The 23,033-nt window shown below is 33.5% G+C and carries 11 protein-coding genes; 4 read left to right on the top strand and 7 right to left on the bottom strand.

Annotation, left to right across the window (positions count from 1 at the left end; genetic code table 11):
• Positions 1 to 120: 120 nt before the first annotated feature.
• Positions 121 to 1,584 carry an aminoacyl-histidine dipeptidase gene (locus AC9UFV_RS08985; RefSeq protein WP_509574997.1) on the top strand — a complete coding sequence of 488 codons (1,464 nt, stop codon included), beginning with the start codon at positions 121 to 123 and terminating at the stop codon, positions 1,582 to 1,584.
• 39 nt (positions 1,585 to 1,623) lie between these two features.
• Here AC9UFV_RS08985 and AC9UFV_RS08980 read toward each other — a convergent pair whose 3' ends face one another.
• The 6 genes from AC9UFV_RS08980 to AC9UFV_RS08955 all read right to left on the bottom strand — a co-directional run bounded on the left by AC9UFV_RS08980 (position 1,624) and on the right by AC9UFV_RS08955 (position 19,348).
• Positions 1,624 to 3,564: an OmpA family protein gene (locus tag AC9UFV_RS08980; RefSeq protein WP_509574995.1), complete on the bottom strand. Its 1,941-nt coding sequence runs from the start codon at positions 3,562 to 3,564 to the stop codon at positions 1,624 to 1,626.
• Positions 3,565 to 3,575: 11 nt separating this feature from the next.
• Positions 3,576 to 4,490 (bottom strand): PorP/SprF family type IX secretion system membrane protein, encoded by a 915-nt coding sequence (locus tag AC9UFV_RS08975; protein ID WP_509574993.1) that lies wholly within the window; start codon positions 4,488 to 4,490, stop codon positions 3,576 to 3,578.
• 11 nt (positions 4,491 to 4,501) lie between these two features.
• The gene (locus tag AC9UFV_RS08970; RefSeq protein ID WP_509574991.1) at positions 4,502 to 7,192 is read right to left on the bottom strand and encodes a T9SS type B sorting domain-containing protein; all 2,691 of its coding nucleotides are present in this window, start codon (positions 7,190 to 7,192) and stop codon (positions 4,502 to 4,504) included.
• Between the two features lie 22 nt (positions 7,193 to 7,214).
• Positions 7,215 to 8,201, bottom strand: coding sequence for a PorP/SprF family type IX secretion system membrane protein (locus AC9UFV_RS08965; protein ID WP_509574989.1), 987 nt, complete (start codon positions 8,199 to 8,201; stop codon positions 7,215 to 7,217).
• Between the two features lie 4 nt (positions 8,202 to 8,205).
• Positions 8,206 to 18,774: a DUF8696 domain-containing protein gene (locus AC9UFV_RS08960; RefSeq protein WP_509574987.1), complete on the bottom strand. Its 10,569-nt coding sequence runs from the start codon at positions 18,772 to 18,774 to the stop codon at positions 8,206 to 8,208.
• A 424-nt stretch (positions 18,775 to 19,198) separates the two neighbouring features.
• Complete coding sequence (locus AC9UFV_RS08955) at positions 19,199 to 19,348, bottom strand: universal stress protein (RefSeq protein WP_509574985.1); 150 nt, start codon at positions 19,346 to 19,348, stop codon at positions 19,199 to 19,201.
• A 265-nt stretch (positions 19,349 to 19,613) separates the two neighbouring features.
• Between AC9UFV_RS08955 and AC9UFV_RS08950 the strand changes: the two genes are divergently transcribed.
• Genes AC9UFV_RS08950 through AC9UFV_RS08940 form a run of 3 tightly spaced genes read left to right on the top strand, consistent with a single transcriptional unit; the run spans position 19,614 to position 21,709 of the window.
• A complete protein-coding gene (locus AC9UFV_RS08950) occupies positions 19,614 to 20,648 on the top strand; it encodes a hypothetical protein (RefSeq protein WP_509574983.1) in 1,035 nt (344 codons plus the stop codon).
• Between the two features lie 9 nt (positions 20,649 to 20,657).
• On the top strand, positions 20,658 to 21,164 hold the full coding sequence (locus AC9UFV_RS08945; protein ID WP_509574981.1) for a DUF350 domain-containing protein: 507 nt from the start codon (positions 20,658 to 20,660) through the stop codon (positions 21,162 to 21,164).
• 2 nt (positions 21,165 to 21,166) lie between these two features.
• Complete coding sequence (locus tag AC9UFV_RS08940) at positions 21,167 to 21,709, top strand: acyl-CoA thioesterase (protein ID WP_509574979.1); 543 nt, start codon at positions 21,167 to 21,169, stop codon at positions 21,707 to 21,709.
• Here the strand turns inward: AC9UFV_RS08940 and AC9UFV_RS08935 are convergent.
• Entirely contained in the window at positions 21,706 to 22,944 is a 1,239-nt protein-coding gene (locus tag AC9UFV_RS08935) for a DUF2130 domain-containing protein (protein ID WP_509574977.1), read from the bottom strand. The two genes, AC9UFV_RS08940 and AC9UFV_RS08935, sit on opposite strands and share 4 nt — an antisense overlap.
• Between the last annotated feature and the right edge of the window lie 89 nt (positions 22,945 to 23,033).

Genomic DNA, 23,033 nt, shown 5'->3' with positions numbered 1-23,033 from the left:
GATTGTTAAAGTAACAAATTTTGATGAATTATTAATTTTAAAATTTTTGTTTTTTATTATAAAACTATCTTTCGTCTTTGTAACTTTGAAAAATAAATCTAAGAAACTAAAAATATAGCGATGAGTCAAGAAATTAGAAATCTAGAACCGAAAGCACTTTGGAATAAATTTGCCGATTTAAATGCAGTTCCAAGACCTTCAAAAAAAGAAGAACGTGTAATTGAATTCATAAAAAATTTCGGAAATAATTTAGGTTTAGAAACTTTTGAAGATGAAATTCGAAATGTAATCATCAGAAAACCAGCCACTCCAGGAATGGAAAATAGAAAAACAGTAGTTCTACAAGGGCATTTGGATATGGTTCACCAAAAAAACTCTGAAACTGTATTTGACTTTGACACACAAGGAATAGAAATGTATGTAGATGGCGATTGGGTACGAGCTCGAGGAACAACATTAGGTGCAGATAATGGATTAGGTGTTGCGATGATTATGGCCGTATTAGAAAGTACAACAATGCAACATCCTGCAATTGAAGCCTTATTTACAATTGATGAAGAAACTGGTATGACAGGCGCTTTGAACCTAAAAGGTGGTGTTTTAAATGGTGAAATCCTGTTAAATATGGATACGGAAGAAGACGATGAAATTGATATAGGATGTGCTGGAGGAATAGATGTTACTGCTACCAGAAAATACAACGAAGAGGAAACTCCTGAAGGATCTGTTGGATATACAATTACGGTGAAAGGGCTTAATGGCGGTCACTCCGGAATGGATATTCACAAAGGCTTAGGGAATGCAAATAAAATCATGAACCGTTTATTGTTTGATGGTTTTGAGAATTTTGGACTTCAAATTGCTGAAATCAATGGTGGAAGTTTGAGAAATGCAATTCCTAGAGAAAGCGTTGCAAAAATTATTGTAGCTCAAATGTATGATGAGGCTTACGTTTTTGACATGCAAGAAATCATCAATGATATCAAAAATGAATATAAAACTACCGAACCCAACTTAGTTATTGAAATTACAAAATCGGAATTACCTAGTAAAGTAATGGATTTAGGAGTTCAAGAAGGTATTATTCGTTCGATTTATGCAGCTCATAATGGTGTTTATAGAATGAGCGCTGATATGGAGGATTTGGTTGAAACTTCAAATAATGTGGCTCGAGTAATCATTAAAGAAGGTGAAATTACAATTGGTTGTTTAACCCGCTCTTCTGTAGAAACTTCTAAGTTTGATTTAGCTAATTCCTTACGTTCAGTATTTGAATTGTGTGGTTGCGAAGTAACTTTATCAGGTTCTTATCCAGGATGGACTCCTAATGTAAATTCGGAAATTCTTGATGTTTTAGTATCTATATATGAAAAACAAAACAACGAAAAACCAAAAGTAGTAGCTTGTCATGCAGGTTTAGAATGTGGAATTTTAGGGACTAATTATCCCGACATGGACATGATTTCATTTGGTCCAACAATACATGGAGCTCACTCACCAGATGAAAGGGCAAGTATTAAATCGGCTCAAAAATTCTGGAAATTTGTACTAGAAATATTGGAGAATATTCCAATGAAAAAATAAAATGTTATAAAAAACGCCCTATTTAGTAGGGCGTTTTTTTTATAATGAAATTACTATGAATTCACTTCTTCTATTGGCTTGGTGTTGCTCTTCTGTGCAGTCAACTCCATCAGAACAATTGTTAACTAATTTAGTTTCGCCGTAACCATTTGCAGTTAATCTATCTGCAGAAATACCTTGCTTAATCAACCATTTTCTTGTTGATTTAGCTCGATTATTTGATAACACAATATTGTAAGCTTGAGTTTGACGACTATCTGTATGCGAATTAATTGCAATTTTCATTGTAGGATATTCCAATAAAACCTCTAAAATTTTGGCCAATTCAATAGCGGCATCTTTACGGATATTGTATTTGTCAAGATCGAAATAAATTTCTTTTATATGAAAAACTTTTGACAAATCGGTACCTGGAACAATAGGTATTTGTGTTTTCTCTATCGCTAAAGTTGTTTTAGTTTCACCAGTATAATTTGGTATTTGAATGTCTTTTTCATCTGTAGAATAGTCTTTTTTTGATGCTCTAATAAAGAAAGAAGAATTACAATCTACATATCCAAAATTAAATTCCCCTTTATCATTTGAAACTTGAGTACTAATAACCTTATTGTCTTTTGAGAACAAACTAACTTCTGAACCTGGAAGAATTTCATTAGTTTGTTTGTCTGTAACATTCCCGGCTAATTGTTGTTCGCATGGATACACAATCGGTTTGATTTGCGTAAAGCCATAAATATCATCGTTTCCTTCCCCACCTTCTCTATTTGAAGTAAAAAAACCACGATTTGTAGTTTCGTTAATACAAAATGAAAAATCATCCATCGGTCCATTTATGGGAGCACCAATATTCAAAACAGAATTTCTTTTATCAATTTTATTAATATCGACTTGGAAAATATCAAGACCTCCTAAACCAGGTCTTCCGTCTGAAGCAAAATATAAAATCCCAGATTCAGAAATAAAAGGAAATGTTTCTCTACCCTCAGTATTGATACTTTTTCCTAAATTTTCGGGTTCGCCAAAATTTCCATTTGCTTGGATTTCAACTTTATAAATGTCAGATTTTCCTAATGTTCCAGGACGATCAGAAGCAAAATACAATGTTTTTTCATCTGGACTTAAGGCAGGATGTGCGACTTGAAAATCATCTGAATTAAATGGAAGTTCAGTAATATTATCCCATTCTTGTTTTTGATTTTTTTGAGCTCGGTAAATTTTCAAAAAAACCGTTCCTTCTGAATTTTGCCCTTTTTTACCTTTAATAAAATTATTTCTTGTGAAATAAACGGTATTGCCATCTTTTGTAAAAACGGGTGTTGATTCATTAAATTTCGAATCGATGGCTTTTGCAAACTTTTTAGCATCAGAAACCAATCCATCAGAGGTAATTACTCCTGAATATAAAGAAGTGAATGGTAATCCTGTCCAAGAATGAGTTCTTTTATAAATACTTTTTGATTCTCTAGACGTAGAAAACACTAATTGATCTTTAAAGAATGAACCCCCAAAATCGGAATTAGGAGAATTTATTGATAGTGTTTTTAGTTCAAATCGATCAGAATTTTGTTTAATAAATTCTTTATAATTGTTTTCTTTTTTTAAAATTTGAGCACGATTTTGCTCAGGAACTAAAGAAATATATTTCACCATGTACTTATCGGATTCTTCGATTTGACCTATTGATTTCAAGGTTAATGCATATCGATAATAGTACTCAGGATTCAAATCGGTAGATAAAGAAAATGCTTTTTGGTACCATTCTGCAGCAATTTTATAATTGGCATTAAAATAATAGGCATCCCCTATTTTCTCACATATTTCGGGATTCACAAAACCTTTTTTAACAATTTTTTCATAGGTTTTTATTGCATCGATATAAGCTAATTTCTGGTTTAGCTTATCTCCCTTGATGATTTTAGTATTTTGAGCAAAAGCACCAATAGCAAAACTAAATAGTAACGAGTAAAATATATTTTTCATAATTATCTAGATTAAAAAAATCGTGGTGAAACTAATTTATCCTTTTTATAAACAAACTCATAGCGGATAAAAACCTCATGGGAACCAAAATTATATCTGGACAAAGAAGTTGTATCAAAATCATAGCTATAACCTATAAATAAAGCGTCATTGACTTGAAATCCAGCCAATCCACTTACGGCAGCATCCCATCTATATGCAGCTCCTAAAACGAATTTGTTCATGAACATAGCATTACCGGAAAGGTCTAATTGCACAGGCGCACCAGTTACAATTTTAGAAACTACAGCAGGTTTAAATTTAATGGAATTGGTAACATCAAAAACATAACCGCCAATTATATAATAATTCATTCTTTGTGAATTGATTGCGATATCATTGTCGTTATAAAAATTAGATTCCATGATATTTGGAATAGATACTCCAAGGTAATATTGCTCAGAATGTAGAAAGGTTCCTAATCCAAAATTAGGAGACAATCTAGTACTTACACTTCTCCATTTTGGATCATTTGCTTGAAACGGCGTAACTTTATATTGGTCAAAACTAAAAAAACTAGCAGTTCCTTTAACTCCAAATGATAAGTTGGTCTTTTCATTTAATCGAATGGTATAAGAAATATCACCCGAAAAAGTACTTTGTTCAGTTGGCCCAATTCTGTCTGAAATTGCTGATATTCCAAGACCTAAATTTGTTTCTGGAATTGGAGTATTTATTGAAAAAGTGCTTGTTGTAGGTGCTCCATCAAATCCAACCCATTGAGATCGGTGCAAAGCCAAAACACTTAATACATCTCTAGAGCCCGCATAGGCAGGGTTTACAGAAATTGTATTGTACATATACTGAGAATATTGTGCCTCTTGCTGCGAATAAATTGAATTTACACACAATATTAAAAAACCTAAAAAAGTAAATTTTATATTCATTTAATTTCCAATTAATAAGTTAAATACAAATAACCTGTTTTTTCCATTCTAATACCACTTCTTGGCTTAGTATATTTAATCACATAATAATAAGTTCCCTCTGGAAGATTAGAATTTACTTCCACTGTTACTCTCCCTTCTGACCTTCCTTTGAAAGATTTATCACCATTATTATAACTATTTATCTCGTAAACCAAAATACCCCATCTATTAAAAATTTGTACATTATTTTCAGGATAGAATGTAATTCCATCAATCATGAATACTTCATTCAATCCATCATTGTCTACTGAAACAAAGTTATAAACCGTTACATCGCATTCGTTAATTTTAACCAAAACAGGTAATCTTGTTAAGCTAGGACATCCATTAATAATAGCCTCAGCATAATAGGTTGTTTGATTTTGTAAAACTGTTGTAAATGGAAGTGGAGTTCCACCAGAAGCTTGGGTAAACCATTGAACAGTATTTCCATTACTATTTACAGTTAAATCTGATAATATTGCAGTAAAACAAAATTCTTGAGTTGAATTTCCTGTTGGAGTTGCAGGTAATGCTGTAATGTTAATTGTTGCAGTATTTGTAATTGGTACACAAGGAGAAATAGCAGAAATACTATAATTAAAAATACTTGTACTTGCTCCAAAAGCAGGTGTATACAATCCTGAACCTGCATTAAAAATACCTCCAGAACCGGATGATTGACTCCAAATACCACCGGTTTCTTGATTTGAAATTACTGTATTTAAATTAATTACTGACCCAAAATCTTCACAAATAGCTAAACTCCCGTTTAATCCTAACTGCGGTTGTCGATTTAAGGTAATTGTGGCTAAACTTTCATCGTCACTACAACCCACTAATCCGGTTACAGTATACTTAAAAATACTAGATGTTGCTCCTAAAGCAGGTGAAAAAGTTCCTGCACCAGCGTTGAAAGTTCCGCCATTTCCTGAAACTCTTGTCCACGATCCAGATGGCTGTTGATTTGAAATTACAGTAGCTAAATTAATTGGCGCAAAATTACTATCACACCTGGTCAATGACCCATCTAGACCAGCATTAGATCGAGGATTTACAACCACTGTGGCTACATTAGTTACATTCACACATGGAGAAACTGCTGTTACAGTATATAAAAAGGTACTAGTTGTGGCAGCATTTGCAGTTGTATAAGTTCCATTAGAATTAAACACCCCGCCAGAACCCGTTAATCGAGTCCATGTTCCTCCAGACTCTTCATTTGTTAAAATTGAAGACAATTGAATTGGAGTTGTATTGGAGTCACAAATTGTAATTGAATTATCAATTCCCGCCACGGGTTGTCTTTGAATTACAATTGGAAAACTGACATTTCTAGCGGGACATCCTTGAAAAGCTGGAATTAAATAATTAATGTTATAGCTTCCCGATGGAGCGTTGAGTGGAGAAAATTCACCATTATTTGGATTTACTACAATACCTGAAGGAACAGATGAATAGGTCCCTCCTTGATAACTCCCAGTTCCGGATATTTGAACCTGTTGCAAACTATTATTTGAATTACAGAACAAGTCAATTGGATAGTTTATGTTAGCTGTTGGCGGTGCTACAACCGTTACTTGCTTAGTAATTGAATCTACACAACCTATTGAATTTGTAACTGTTAAAGTTACATCATAGGTTCCTGGATTTGCATAAACATGAGTTGGTGAAACGGAAGTTGAAGTTTGTCCATCCCCAAAATTCCACAAAAATGAAATAGAAGTTAAATCGGTACCAGGTGAAGTAGTGGATAAATTTGTAAAATTAGCTCCACTAGCACAATTGTTTTGCTGTGTTAAATTAAAATCAGGTATTGGAGGTGCTGGTTGTAAAACTGATGTTAAACTGACCCTACAACCCGTTACTGAAGTTAATTGACAACTTATGGTTTGACCAATAACTGGGTTGGTAATTGTAATACTCTGTGAAGTGGCTCCATTACTCCATAAATAGGTAAATCCAATCGGAGCTGTAAGAGTTACAACAGAAGAACCAGCACAAAAATTGGTATTAATTCTTAAAGCTGTACAATAGGCATCTAAATAGGCATATCCATAATGACCTCCTAAATCGCAATCTCCCGTGGCGAAAACCAAACTAATTTGTTGTCCAATATAGGGAGTTAAATCAATTCCAACTGTTGTCCAATTTTTATAAACAACACCACCACAATTTTGAAACCCAGGAATATTATCATCGGCAACAACTAAATAGTAACCACAAACCGGATCAATAACTTGACCACTAGCATTTAATATTTTAAGTTCAAATCTTGGTTGATCAACCGCTGTATGCGATGGATCTTGAAGTACAACGGCATATTTATATATAAATAAAGCATTAGAAGCATCTACCACAGGAATTGTATAGGTTAACTTTTCAGCTTGTCTTCCTACAGAAGAATTTCCTAATCGTGCAGAGTAGGTTCCACCAGGAGCAACTAAAGTTACGTTATTACAAGTGTTAGGATCAGTCCCTGTACCGGTCATAATAGTATGTCTTCCGGTTATAATTGCCGATGGAGTTGTTGAAATTGGGCAACAAGTACCTGTTTGACCACTCCAACCGTTAAAATTTCCTAATTCAAAATCAGAATTTGTACAAGAAGAGGTTTGACTTTGTATCAAATGACTTGAAAAAAACAATAATATTAAATATACAATTCTAAATAATTTCATAATCTTTAGCGATTAATAGATGTTAATAATAATTTGGGCAACCAAAGCAATTCTCATTTTTATCAAATTCATAAGAAATTGAAATTTCATAAACTCCACCAGTTCTTCCGATTTGACTTGTACTAAAATCATAAGAATAACCAAACTTAAAGCCTTCATATTTCAAACCTACAAAAGCATTCAAGGAGGTTAAAAAATGACTGTTTGGATTTGTTCTAATGGGATTTGTAGCAGCTAATAAACCAAATGAAAGATGACCGTTTACATATTGAGGTCCAATATCAAATCTATTATATTCTCCCTGGTGCATGAAATTAGTTAATAAATATAAACTATCTTCATTACCCATTCGTCCAAAATTCGTATTTAAAGGAAACTCGATGGAAGAATGTATTGATAAAAACATATCTAAGTTGTTATTATCATTAAAAGCCATTGAAATATTAGGTCTGTTCAAATGCTTAAGGGTTAAACCAACCCATGACCGTTCATTGTTTAATAAAAGTGAAGTACTAATATCAAAGAAATTCATTTTTTCATTTAATAAAATTGGATCAATACTTGTTGAGTTGATTACACCATTACTAATATTAATTTGATCTCCCAATAACAAATCTTGGAATCCAAAAGATTTATTTCCATAACCTAGTGATAAACTAGGTCTAAAAAACCAGTTGTCATTAATTTGAAATTTTAAAGCATAATTTAAATTAACTTGAGTAAAATTATAACGGGTAGTTGTTTCCTTATGATTTAAAACACTAATACCTATTCCACTATTAAGATCTTCGAACCAATTATCTACATATGCAAATTGAGTATTGATACTAAAATTAAGCCTTGGCCACTGAGTTCGATGAATTATCCCTGCTTTCGGACCTTCTTTAGCACCAGCAAAAGAGGAGTTGAAACTCTCCGGAATCATAAAATATTGAGTGAAAATAGGATCTTGAGCATAAATACTACTCAAACTAAAAAACAAACAAATTGAAATTATTATCTTTTTCATTATCTTATTTAATTAAAGTAAATGGACCGTTATAATCTACAATTGCTCCGAAAAGTGTTGTTGCTCTAACAACTATGATGTAATTTCCATTTTCACTTTCGTGTCCATTTATAGTTCCATCCCAACCTTTTAATGTAGGTCCTGATTCAACATATAGTAGAGAACCCCAAGTATCGTAAACTCTCATTTCTAGCTCTTTCATACAGTTGTATTCAGGTTTAAAGTTGTCATTTATACCGTCATGATTTGCTGGCGTAAAAGCATTAGGAACTATCATATCGTATCCTCTTGTTACGGCAATTGTTTGGGTGATACTATAGGTACAAGTAACACCTCCAATGGTATAATTAACAACTAATGTAATATTATGATCACCAATTGTAGTAAAAGTATGAGAAACTGAATTGGCTCCTGCCAATGAAACTCCATCCACAAACCATTCTATTGAGGTGAAATTCCCTGTTGATACATTTGTAAATGAGATTGGATCATTGATTGAATAAACTCCACAAATTGTCATTGCACTTGATGAAATATTCATTAATGGATTACCAATTACAGGAAGATTTACCACTACTGGGAATTGAACTGGAATACATCCAAAAGTAATTCCTTCCTGATCATTTACATCTACAAAATAATTTCCATTTACATCAGTTGTCATACATAGAGGGTTTGGAGGTCCTGCACATGGTACTCCTCCAGACCAATTATAAACATAACCCGGAATTCCGCCTGAAGCAAAAATATAATTGGTTTGGGATACATTTTTAACTGGACAATTAACATTTAGATTAGATGTAATAAAACCTGTTATAGGTGTTGGTCTCGTTAAAGTAAGCGTTCTAGTATTAGCAGGACAGTTATTTACATCGGCAATTGCAATGGTATATGTACCGGCACTTAATCCATTTAAACACCAATCATTAGGAGTTGATATATTGGTTGATCTAACCCAGCCTGGGCCAACAGGGAAAGGATTAGTTCCTCCAGTTATAGAAATACAAATTGATCCATTGTTATAAAGCCTATTTGGGAAACAATTAGGATTTGTAGCGCTTTTAATCGTGAATGCTAAAGGACCGGGTTGAGTTACGGTTATTGAAGTTGAAGAACGACAACCATTTGCATCAATTACCGTATAAAGATGAAGCCCAGCATTAACAGTATAATTACCATAATCTCCAGCATTAATAGTATAAAGCGGAGTTCCTCCAGTCGCTGTCACTGTAACAACTGCAGTTCCTCCATTACATAATACTGGAGAAGTAACTGCAGATGAAGCTACTAATAATGGTGGTTCTGTAACTACAATTGTCACTGTATTTGAAATACATCCATTAGAATCTCTTACAAAATAAGTATGGGTTCCTGCATAAACTGTGAAATTTCCGGTTCCAACATATCCGCCACCTGGCACACCTCCAGTAGCACCAACCGATACTATTGCAGTACCACCTTTACACAATATTGGTGATATTATGGTAGCTGTGGCAATAACTGGTGTTGGCTGAGTAATTGTTAATGGAACCGAGGCACTACAACCGTTTGCATCAGAAATAGTATAGGTTCCAGAACCTGCAGAAACTGTAATTGGACCTGTTCCTGAATATAGAAGACCAGTAGCAAAAGGGGTTCCTCCAGTTCCAGAAATAGTAATAACTCCTGTGCCTCCGTTACATAATATTGGCGAAGTAACGGTTGCAGATGCAACTAATAGTGTTGGTTGTGTAATATTTAAAAATACAGTCTTAGAACATCCATTAGCATCAGTTACCGTGAATGGAATGTTATTTCCAGCTGGGACAGAGAAAGTTCCTGTTCCGGTATAATTTTGAACTCCTCCAATAGCTGAAACAGTTACAGTTGCATTTCCTCCAAAACATGAAATAGGAGTTGTAACAACTGCTGTAACTTGAAGTAATGGTGGTTCAGGAACATTTATTGTAATTGATTTTTGACATCCATTAAAATCAGTAACTGTGAAAACATTAACTCCTGCTGAAACCGTAAATACTCCTGTTCCACTATAAACTGGTGTTCCTGAAGTTGTATTTGGAACTCCACCTGTTGCTGTAACAGTTACTGTCGCGGTTCCTCCAAAACATCTAATTGGAGTTGTAATATTTGCAGTAGCTACTAATAATGAAGGCTGAGTAATTACACCAGAACCATTAAAAGTACAACCGTTAGCATCAGTTACTAAGACGTTATAGGCTCCTGCTGGTAAGTTCGTTGCACTTGAAGTAATTTCATTACTTGGTGTCCATAAATATTGGTATTGACTACCTGATGTAAATGGCACTCCACCTGTAACTACTGCTTGATAGGTTGCAAAATTACCATTACATAAAATTGCAGCTGTTTGAGTTATATTTGCTTGTAAAGCTGGCGGTGCTGTTAATACTATATTTCTAATTATATCCGGACAGTTACTTACTAAATCTCTTATTACAACTGTGTAATTTCCTGCAGGCAACCCAGTAAAATTAGCAGGATTTGGCAAGGTTTGCGTATTAGGACCTAAAGGATTTAATATTACATTTATTGGACCATTACCACCGGTAACATTTATTCCAATAGAACCATTATTACCTCCATTACAAGAAACTTGGAAACCATTATAATTGGATAATGTTGAAGTAATTACTAAAGGAGCTGGATCCGTTATTGTATAAGGACCAAACTGCTTTTGACAATTTACACTATCTGTTACTACAAGATAATAAGTCCCACCACAAATATTCTGCAAAATACTTATGTTTCCTTGTGCCAATGACGTTGAAATTGGAACATTTCCAGTACTAGTAACCTGAAACCACTGGTATTGATATGGATTTGTTGTCGATGCAAATGGGGTTCCTCCAGAAACAGCTACCTGAATAATACCATTACAACCTGTTGCAATATCACAATTAGTGTTGTTTATAGGATTTACTGCCGGTACTGAAATCATTGGCGGTGGAACAGTAACGGTATAATTAAAGCGATAAGTACAACTATACGAATCTGATATCTCTACCCAGTAATTACCCGAACATAAATTGGTTTGTGAAGCTGCTGTTCCTGGAACACTCCATTGATAATTAAATGGTGTACCACCCGTTGGTGCAAGTAAAATACTACCATTACAAAATGGAGGATTAGAATTACAAATCACGTTATTAATTGTGACATTTGGTTTAACTTTTGGATTTACAGTTACTGTAATTGTGAACGGTAGTCCCTGACAATTGCCTGTAATTGGTGTCACATTATAAACAACATTATAAGGAATTGCTCCATTATTAGTTAAAGTCTGAGTAATATTAGATTGTGGTACTATTAACATGTCTGAATAACCCGAAACATTAAAATTTGGAGTAGGATTTACAAACCAAGTATATTGAGTTCCAGAAGGAACTATTTCTGGAAGTACAGAACCAGATGGGCTTATATTAAAACTAGCGCCACTACAAATTGTAATCGTTTTATTTGGAATAAATGCTATAGAATTAACAATAACTGTTGATATGTTTGTTGTTAAAGAACCACATCCACCCGCAGAATATTGAATTATGCAATAATAGTACTTTGTATCATTTATAATTGTAGAAGGACTATAAGTAGCATTTGTAGCACCTGCAATTGCAGTACCTCCTACAATTGAATTTGTAGTATTTGAATACCACTGATAAGTAGGAATTCCTGTTCCATTAATAACAGTTACACTGAGTGGAGTTGATGGATCATTTTGACAAATTGTTTGAGTAGCAAGAGGTTGGTTACTAATTGTAGGTACCGAAACAATAATTACCTGTGATGATGTAGAAGTTACAGAACATCCTAATCCTGATTGAGTAATTATACAATAGTAATATTTAATGCCTACAATAGAATTTGGTGGAGTATAAGTTGGTGAATTTGCTCCAGATATTTGAATCCCTGTTGTCGTATTATTAGTCGTATTGCTATACCACTGGTAGCTGTACGAACCTACTCCTCCACTCGGGGTAACCACTAAATTGGTAGGAGTTGTACCTTGACAAATCGTTTGACTACTTGGGGTAATTGTAACTGTTGGATCGGCAACCACTCGAACTAAGGCTGTAGCACTAGCAACGCTTCCACACCCTGATCCCGATAATGAAACCATAGCATAATAGTAATAATCTCCTGTAGTATTAAATACCGGTGGTGTATACGATGAACCGTTTGCTCCAGATATAGAAGTACCTCCCGTATTAGCATTGGTTGTATTACTGTACCACTGGTAAGTAGCTGTTCCTACTCCATCGGTATAAGCAACTGTTAATGGTGCAATAGCACCTCCTCTACAAATATCTTGACTCGCCAAAGGTTGAGTAGTGATCGTTTGAATTGGATTGACTATAACTTGAGCTATATTGGAAGTAGCTGATCCGCAACCACCATTTGGATAAGTAGCAATACAATAGTAATAAAGAGTTCCTGTAGCCGAAGTTGGTGGTACATAACTAAGACTTGTAGCACCTGCAATAGCGGTTCCAGTAAGAGCATTAACCGTGTTGGAATACCACTGGTACGTTGGAGTACCCGTACCGTTAATTAAAGTTATTGATAACGGGGTTGGTGCGCCATTCAAACAAACTGTTTGCGTTGGTGTTGGCTGAGTGTTAACCGCTGGTGCAGCAACTACCTCTACACTTACTGCAGCACTAGTAACTCCACATCCTAATCCCGTTTGAGTTATTATACAATAGTAATATCTAGTTCCCAATGCTGTCGTTAATGGAGTATAGGTTGCACTCGTAGCTGAGGCTCCTAGTGAGGTTCCTGTTGTAGTATTATTAGTCGTATTGCTATACCATTGGTAGCTGTACGTTCCTACTCCTCCACTTGGTGTGACAACCAAATTGGTTGGAGTTGTTCCTTGACAAATCGTTTGACTACTTGGGGTAATTGTAACTGTTGGATCGGCAACCACATGAACTAATGCAGTAGCACTAGCAACGCTTCCACATCCTGACCCCGATAATGAGACCATAGCATAATAGTAATAATCTCCTGGTGTATTAAATACTGGTGGAGTATACGATGAACCGTTTGCTCCAGATATAGAGGTGCCGCCCGTATTAGCATTGGTTGTATTACTGTACCACTGGTAAGTAGCTGTTCCTACTCCATCTGTATAAGCAACTGTTAATGGTGCAATAGTACCTCCTCTACAAATATCCTGACTCGCTAAAGGTTGAGTGGTGATCGTTTGAATTGGATTGACTATAACTTCTGCTATGTTCGAAGTAGCTGTAGTACATCCGCCTGAATTATAAGTAGCAATACAATAGTAATAAAGAGTTCCTGTAGCCGAAGTTGGTGGTACATAACTAAGACTTGTAGCACCTGCAATAGCGGTTCCAGTAAGAGCATTAACCGTGTTGGAATACCACTGGTACGTTGGAGTACCCGTACCGTTAATAAAAGCTACTGATAAAGTAGTTGGAGTTCCATTCAAACATAATGTTTGCGATGGTGTTGGCTGCAAATGAGCGATTGGTGCAGCAACTGTAACCACTTGAACTACTGGTGTTGTATAATTACAATTTAAACCATTTGATATAATACAATAATAGTAATTAGTTTGAACTGTATTTGTTGGTGGTGTAAAGGTTGAAGTTGTTACCGCTGGCACTAAAGGGCTTCCTCCAATTGTATTAGGAGCAACATTACTATACCATTGATAAGTATAAACACCAGATGGAATTCCAGAACTTGCCGAAACCACAATTGGAGTTGGTGGTGTATTTTGACAAATAGTTTGTGTTGAAGGTGTAATTGTAGCATTTGGGTCACCATAAACATTCACTTGGGCAATGTTACTAAATACACAACCACAACCCAATCCATTTAAACAAACACGTGCAAAGAAATAATAAGTTCCAGTTGCTAAAAATAAAGGTGGAGTATAGGTTGGATTAATGGCACCACTAATTAATGTTGCTCCTGTTGTAGTGGGTGAAGTATTATAAAACCACTGATAATCTGGATTCCCATATCCATTAATATAAGCCACGTTAAATGCTGGAACAGTACCGCCAACACAAATATCTTGGGTTGGAGTTGGATGAACAGAAATAGTTGGTGGAGGATAAACTGAAATTGTAAATTGACTTGTAGGGCCAGGACATCCTACTCCACCATTCGTATAAGTTGGAGTTACAACTACTGTACTAGTTGCAATTCCAGAACCAATATTTGAAGCAGCAAAAGAAATATTACCGGATCCAATAGCCTGAAGTCCAACATTTGGAGTTTGAGTACTAGTCCAATCATAAACCGTTGTTCCTGGAACATTATTTGTTGTAAAACTAACATTTATAATTCCTCCATGACATAAGCTTTCATTTGCAGTTGTATTTACTTGCCCTAATGGATTTACAGTAACTGTGGCATTTATTTTACAACCAATTGAGTTAGTATAAGTAATTACTGTAGTTCCTGGATTTACAGCTGTAACTAAACCTGTAGTGCTATTAATTGTGGCTATTGTAGGAACAGAAGATGCCCAAGCGCCTGTTGTTGCTGGAGTTCCACTACCCGTAAGCTGTGTAGTTGATCCTTTACAAACAAATAAAGTGCCTGAGATTGTAGGAAGAGGGTTTACAGTAATTATTGCAGTTCTCTGACAACCATTTGAATTGGTATAGGTAATTGGTACATTCCCGGAACTAATACCGGTAACCAAACCCGAATTACTCACTGTTGCAATACTATTATCCGAGGAACCCCATGGATTTGAAGTTGCCGCAGTAGGACTACCAGTTAATTGAATAGTTGAACCAATACAAACATTTAAAGTATTTGAAATAGTTGGTAAAGGATTTACAGTAATGGTAACTTTAGTAGAAATTGCTTGTGGACATACACCATTCTTTACAACTGCTTGATAATACATAGTTGAATTTAATGCACCTAAAGTCAAAGTACTTGTTGTAGCTCCACTAATATCTGTCCAAGGTCCATTTATTAATGTTGATGACTGCCATTGAATAGTTCCTAAATTACCCGATAGGATTAAAGCACTTGGAGTATTGCCAGAACAAATCGTTTGATTAGAACTTGCAGTTCCAGGAACAGTAACTGGAATTACAGTAATTGTAACCATATTTGAATTAACTGCTGGACAAACTCCATTAGTAATTTCTGCTCTATAGTAACGTGTTGAAGTTAATACACCCATTTGAGCACTTGTTAATGTGGGACCATTCGCCCCCCCGATAATTGTCCAACCAGTTGTTCCATCATTTGAAAACCTCCATTGTATTGAACCTGTATTTCCTGTAATTGAAAGTGGAGAAGGAGAAGTCCCATAACAAATAGTTTGATCCGCGCTCGCTGTACCAGCAACAGACGGCTGTATTACTGTAATAGTAACTTTAGATGATGTAGCTGATGGACAAGTGCCATTTGTAACAACAGCCTGATAATACATATTTGAACTTATTGGGCCTAAATTCAATGTCGAACTTGTTTCACCCACAATATCAGTAAATGAAATATTATTTGTTGATGACTGCCATTGAATTGTTCCCACATTTCCTGATATCATTAATGCAGTTGGGGTACTACCCAAACAAATTGATTGATTGGCGCTTGCAATACCGCCAACTGAAGCTAGATTCACACTAATTGTTACAAGATTTGAAATTACTGGAGGACAAACTCCATTTGTTACAACTGCTTGATAGTATCGTGTTGCTGTTAAAGATCCTAAACTCAATGTGCTACTTGTAGCTCCAGTAATATTTGTCCAACCTGAAGTACCAGTTGTCGAAATTTGCCATTGAATTGATCCAGAATATCCATTTAATGTTAATGCTGCTGGGGTACTACCAGAACAAATGGTTTGGTTAGCACTTGCCGTTCCAGCAACTGATGATGAAAATATTGTAAATGTTTTATCAACTGCTTGTGTCGTACCACATTCGTTAGTTACTGCCAATGAAACTGTGTAGGTTCCAGGAGTAGAATACGAAATATTGGTAGGACTTAATGCTGTAGAAGTAGAAGGTGTTCCTCCGGGGAAGGACCAACTATATGTTGGATTATTGGAAGTAATATCTGAACAACTATTAATTACTGCAGTTGGACTTATTGAAGCGGTTAAACAATAATTAGGAATTGAATTTATTGAAGCCGTTGGTGGTTTTTTAACAATCACCGTTTGAGTTAATGAAGTTGTTGGACCACAAGTATTTCCTGAAATTGTAACTCTTATTGTGTATGTTCCGGGTGTTACAAAATTAAAAGAGGGGTTTTGAGAGGCAGCTGTTGTATTATTTGTAAAATTCCATACAGCTGGAGTAGATCCACAGTAACCATTAGCATAGGTAACATTCCATGCATAAGTTAATGTACTACAATTATTAGCTAAGTTGGTAGTATCTGTAGCAGTTAAGGCTACAGGTGTACAACCTGAGGTTGAATTTAATGTGAATTGTGCTAAAATTGGTGATTCAATACATATTGTCTTAGTGAAAATTGAGCCATTTCCTGGAGGTACACAATACCCAATAGCTGTTAGAGTAACTGTATAGGTCCCAGGAGAAGTATAAGTATGACATGGAGGATTTGGATTTCCTGTAGATGTAATATCATAAGTAGTTCCGTCACCAAAATCCCATGAGTAATAGGTATTTACTGCGCAATTTTCATTTAATGCTGGAGTTGAAAGATTTGTAAATGAAACACATGAATTTACACAAGCATTCGCCGGAGCGGTAAAATTTGGTATTGCGGGTTTTAAAATTGTAATTGGATTAATGGTAGATTCAGTCGTACCACATGAATTAGAAATTGTTAATTTTGCAGTAATACTTGGATTTGGGCAACTAGATGAATTGTAAGAATGAGGTACTGGATAATTTTGTGACAAACTTGGATTAGCTGAATTGTAATATGATGAATTAATCAAGTTTGGTTGAGTTAGTGTTACCAAGGGTGAGTTATCCCCATAATCCAAAACATATATCGTACCTGGTGAATTATTTGCCCAATTTGCAATTGTGAAAGCTAAGTTTGGTGTTGGAGCGCATAAATTTGTTGTGTTACCTGGACTGACCAATCCACCTGCGGGATTTGATTCGTTTTTTATTGTATAATTCTTTGTAACAGAACAACCATTACTACCCATAGCAGTAATTGACATTGTATATGCTCCAAGACCTGTATATGAATGTGTAAATGGAGCTGCTGTGAATGTCTGAGGAGAACTTGCATCTCCCCAATTAACAATATAATTACTTATACAACTTGAGTTTTGATGAATAGCAACAGTTACATTATATACAGGATTAGCAGCACCAGCACTTTGACAATTATTAAATTGATTAGATAAATTCAATGGATTATATGTAACTCCAACACTCCCATCCTTAAATATTGCGGTTGGAACCTTCTTAATTGTTATTGTCTTTACTATTGTATTTGTGCAGCCATTCGCATCAATAACCGTAAGAGAAACTGGATAATCAATTGTTCCACAACCAGAAGAATTATATACATGATTTGGATTTTGAAGTGTTGAACTTGAACTATCTCCGAAGTTCCAAGTATAAGTAGTTCCAATAGAATTTGAATTAAATTGAATTGTTGATCCAGAACATTGATTATTTGCAAACGTAAAATCTACAACCGGAATAGAATTAACAGTAACAACTGTTATCGATGATGTTCTAGAACACCCAGATGAATTTGTTACAGTAACAGTGTAATCACCTGATATTGTTGCTGTATAGGTTGAATTTGTTTCAGATGGAATTACTACCCCATTTTTTTTCCAAACATAAGTCAAACCTGTTCCAGAATTTGCAGTAAGTAATACAGAACCTCCAGAACAAAATGAAACCGGAGTTGAAGTAGTAATAGTTGCACTTGGCAATCCATTAACAGTTATGTTTTTGGTATCACTACAACCATTAGAATCAACATATGTAATTACAGAATTTCCAGCGCTAATTCCCGTAATTAACCCACTAGAATCTACTGTTACATTACTAGTTGAAGAAGTCCAAGGATTCGTAACAGCTGCAGTTCCTGTTCCAGTTAATTGTAACGTGGAACCTACACATACATTGGAAGTACCTGTAATATTTGGAATTGTATTAACATTCCCAGTAATATTAAAATTTCCATTATCAGATCCAGATGAAATAGTAACGGTTCCATTATGTGAACCTGAACTCGCATTTGCAGCAATTCTTATATTTATTATTGTTGATCCAACACTCCCAGCTCCATCAATTCCTAAAGATAAGGAAGTAGACCATGTTGTGCCATCCAATGAAATTTCATAACCTGAGGGAGCAGAAATACTAATACTAGTACTCAATCCACTTCCACTTACTGTAAATGTTTGCTGCTGAGATGCAGTTCCAAAGCAAGTAGAAAATGAATTTATGTTACTCGAATTAACATTTATTATTGGAACTACACTTTTTTCAGAAAATAAATTTTTAGAATAATTGATTGAAATAATATCGTTTTTACTACTCGCAGAAATTACATTTACAAATAATAAAAAATAAAAAAACAAAATTTTGAAACTATTTCTCATAAATAAAATTGTTAACAGCAAATTGCCAAATTTTAATTTAACAAAATATCAAATACAATAATAATCAACGTGAATTATTATAATTTAATATTAAAGTCATAAAAATGTTAACAAAAATATAAATAAAAAACGAGATTTTCAAGCAAATTATTTAACGTACCCATTTGATTATTAAACGTAAAAAAGAACGTTGAAATAATTTATGTCAATTTTTAATTTGTATGGTATTTTTTTAACATGCTTTAATGTGAATTTTTTATTATGAGGGTTATAATTCACTGACAAAAAAACAAGATTATGGGTTTCGAGTTTTAAAAAATATATTGAAATTTTGAGATCATTTCAATTAATATGCCCATTTAAATTTTCTTAAAAAATGGAAAAAAAATTGAATTAAAATTAATTCATAAATTTTAAAATGCGCTTAACCAATTTTGGGAGTTGATAAAATATGAACCAATAAACATTCGGCACCCATAGCCTTTGCAATAGAATAACCCACTTCTGCCACTTTTTGAGCTGTTGGATTATAATCCAAAGCAATAAGAACTTTTTTGAATTTAATATTTTTCATTTGCCAATTAATTAAGTAATAGTCAAAATTGTATAATATTAGAAAAGAACTTATTACATAACTATTAACTTAACTTATATAATTCATAGGTTAAATAATTGTACTTTGTTTAACCTTGATTTATTAAATTCAACTTAAAATAAAGTAACCTACTATATTTTTTAGTATTTTTATCTAAATAATTATTATAACATACGAATTTAGAAGTTGAGCAGTCTCGATTAGAAAATCCAACAGCTTTATTATTTATTTTACCCTATTATTTGTGAGAGTATTTTTACTTTTTATTGGATTATTTTTCTGGCTTATTTTATTAGGGTTCTTTCATGTGTTTTTCAATGAATATTTCTATTTCATTTGTTTTGCATTTCTAGGTTGGATAATCACAAGATTCTTCGATAAAAACAAATTTAAAACACTCTTTAATAGTTTATTTGCATCAGCATTATTGTTTATTTTATTTTCTATTTTTTCAAATAATGGCTCATTAATTGACCCAATAATTGAGAAAAAGAAAGGAATTATAAAAATATTTGAACCTAAAGAAATAAATGAGGTCTCTACAAAAAATAAAACTGACTACCTTGTTGAAAAAGACATTAAATGGTATGATTTTTATACCAATATTTATAATATAAAATACAATACCCGTTATTTATCTTTTGTAGAAACCAAGCAGAACCACCAAAAAGTAGAATTTAATTTTAGAGTTACTACTCCAAATCCTATTGAATATTACAATAAGTTATATTTAAATTTAGTTGAATTTGATAATAATAAAATTGATTCCATTGCAAAATTATTTGTAATTGAATCCAAAGCTAAAAAACTTAATCAATTGCAAACTGCTGAGATGGTTACTACTTTTATTCAAGAAATTCCTTATGTTTTAGTACATCAAAATACATGTAAACAAATTTTAGGATATGAGTCAGCTGATTCCAATATTGTAAAATACCATAATGAAAAAAAACCGTGTTTGGCTAATATTCCTGGTGGTGTGCAGTCGCCGTATGAGTTTTTACACAATTTAAAAGGGGATTGTGATACACGAAGTTTATTGGCTTTTGCTATTCTTAGTAAATTAAATATATCTTCCTCAATTTGGGTAAGCAAAGCTTATGGACACTGTGTTTTAGGAGTTGGCTTACCGGTTGGAAATGGAATATATAAAACAATAGAAGGTTTAAACCATTATGGTGTAGAACTTACCAATAAAGGATTTAGACTGGGCATGATTTCACCTCATCAACGCGATATTTCTAATTGGGATATTGCCTTATATTCAAATAATTTTTAATTTTTAACTATGAAAACAATTAGTATTATTCAATTTTTATTAGCCTTTGGAATAGGTATCAGTTCTTTATTTGTATTGTACCGAATTATTCGATATTTTATGATGAAGATTTATAAAATAGAAAAAAACAATACCGCTTTTGCCATTTTCCAAGTAGGAATTATTATTTCAGGATCATTTATATTATCCTCAATTATTAGCCCTGCCTTGAATGCAACACGCTTTCTAAATCAAGACAATACGTATACTTTAGAATCGTTATTGAACACCTACGGTTACATCACCATGTTTGTATTTATTGGCTTTTTCTGTGCTATTTTAGTAATTTCATCCGGTTTATTCGTGTTTTTTAAATTAACCGATGTTAACGAAGGTGAGGAAATAAAAAACAACAATATTGCTGTAGCAATAATCACGGCTGCAATCATTGTGGGGCTATCAATTATTGTTGACGAATATGTGGGAATTTTATGTGAAACACTTATCCCTTATCCACAAATACCAACATTTATATAATTATGGAAAATAAAAAAATAATAGATTCAGAAACTACTATCACCGAGTTAATGATTCCTTCTTATGCTAATTTTGGAGGAAAAGTTCATGGTGGAATTCTACTTTCTTTGATGGATAAAGTTGCCTATGTTACTGCTACTAAACATTGTTCGACTTATTGTGTTACCGTTGCGGTTGATGGTGTTGAATTTCTAAATCCTGTTGAAGTTGGTGAATTAGTTTTTCTAAAAGCATCGGTAAATTATGTTGGAAACACTTCATTAATTATTGGAATTCGGGTAGAATCTATGAATCCTATTTCAGGAAAAATAAACCATACTAATTCTTGCTATTTTACAATGGCGGCAAAAGATGATTCTGGAAATCTTACAAAAGTCCCTGGTTTAGTTATAGAAAATGAAGAACAACTTCGAAGATTTTGCGAAGGCATGGAACTAAAAAAATTATCCAAAAGAAAAAGAGCGATGTTAAAATCGAATTTAATCGAGCATTCTATCGATGAATTAAAAGTAATTTGCAAAGATGAAAATTGTGTAATTATTTAATCTTTTGAAAGACCATCAAACCTAGCTTTCATCGTTGGATTATCCTGAGTTAATTTTTTGATGCTCAATTCATTGGCTTTATTATTTGCTAATCGGAGGTTATTCTCAGAAGACAATAATGCTGCTTTTGTTTTCTCTAATTCTTTGATTGTTTTGTCAATTCCAGCAATCGCTTCGGAAAATCTTCTCGTTGCTAATTCATAATTTTTAGAAAATGCATCTTTAAAATTATTCATTTTTTGTTCAAAATTATTAATATCAATGTTTTGGCTTTTCACCAATGCTAGTTCGGCTTTAAATTGAAGTGAATTTAGAGCTGCATTTCTGAGTAATGTTATTATTGGAATAAAAAACTGTGGACGGATGACATACATTTTTGGAAATCGATGAGACATATCAACAATACCGGTATTGTACAATTCATTTTCAGATTCTAACATAGAAACTAAAACGGCATATTCACATTTTTTTTCATTTCTATCCTTGTTTAATTCGGCTAAAAAATCTTCGTTTTTCTTTTTAGTTGCAGTTTCATCACCTTCATTTTTCATTTCAAACATGATGGAAATAAATTCGATTTTATTATCATCATAATCTCTAAAAATAAAATCCCCTTTACTACCCGATGAAGAATCGTTGTCTTTCTCAAAATAGGCATTTTTAAAAGCGGTGGCTCTTAATCTATTAAATTCTGTTTCGCAATGTTGTTCTAAGGTTTCACCAAGCATTTTATTTGAAAGCTTTACTTTCATGTCTTTTCTAAAAGCGATTTCTTCATCTTTCATTTTGATGATGTCTTCCATCGTTTTTAGATCGTTTGAAAAACGTTCCAATAAGGATTTCTCCAATAATTGTGATTCGGTGTCTTTGATTTTCAATTGATTGTTTAAATCATCACGTTCTTTTTCAATTTTTTGAACTGCTTCAGTTACAGAAAGCTGTTTTTGAAGTTCAGCATTTTCCAATTTTGATTTAATATCAGCAATTTCTGCCATTTTTGCTGCTATCTTTTCAGAAAGCTCCATATCTTTTTTAGTTAAATTCTCTTGAAGTACATTTTTAAGATTTGCTTCAGCTAATTTAACAGCGTTTTCTTTTTCAATTTCAGCTAGTTTTAATCTTTTTTGCAATTCTTCCTCGAACTGATGGTCGCGAACTTGTTTTAAAATATCTGCATATCCGGCTTCATCAACTTTAAATGCTTTTTTACAATTTGGACATATAATTTCGTTCATAATAAAAATGTAATTGGATTAAATCTAATTTTAATATTGTAGCGTACTAAAATACGAAATATAGTTCAATAAATAATGTGGATAAAAAT

The sequence above is a fragment of the Flavobacterium sp. genome, from assembly GCF_044349645.1.
Classification (GTDB): Bacteria; Bacteroidota; Bacteroidia; order Flavobacteriales; family Flavobacteriaceae; genus Flavobacterium.
This window is presented reverse-complemented; position numbering and strand designations above follow the sequence as displayed.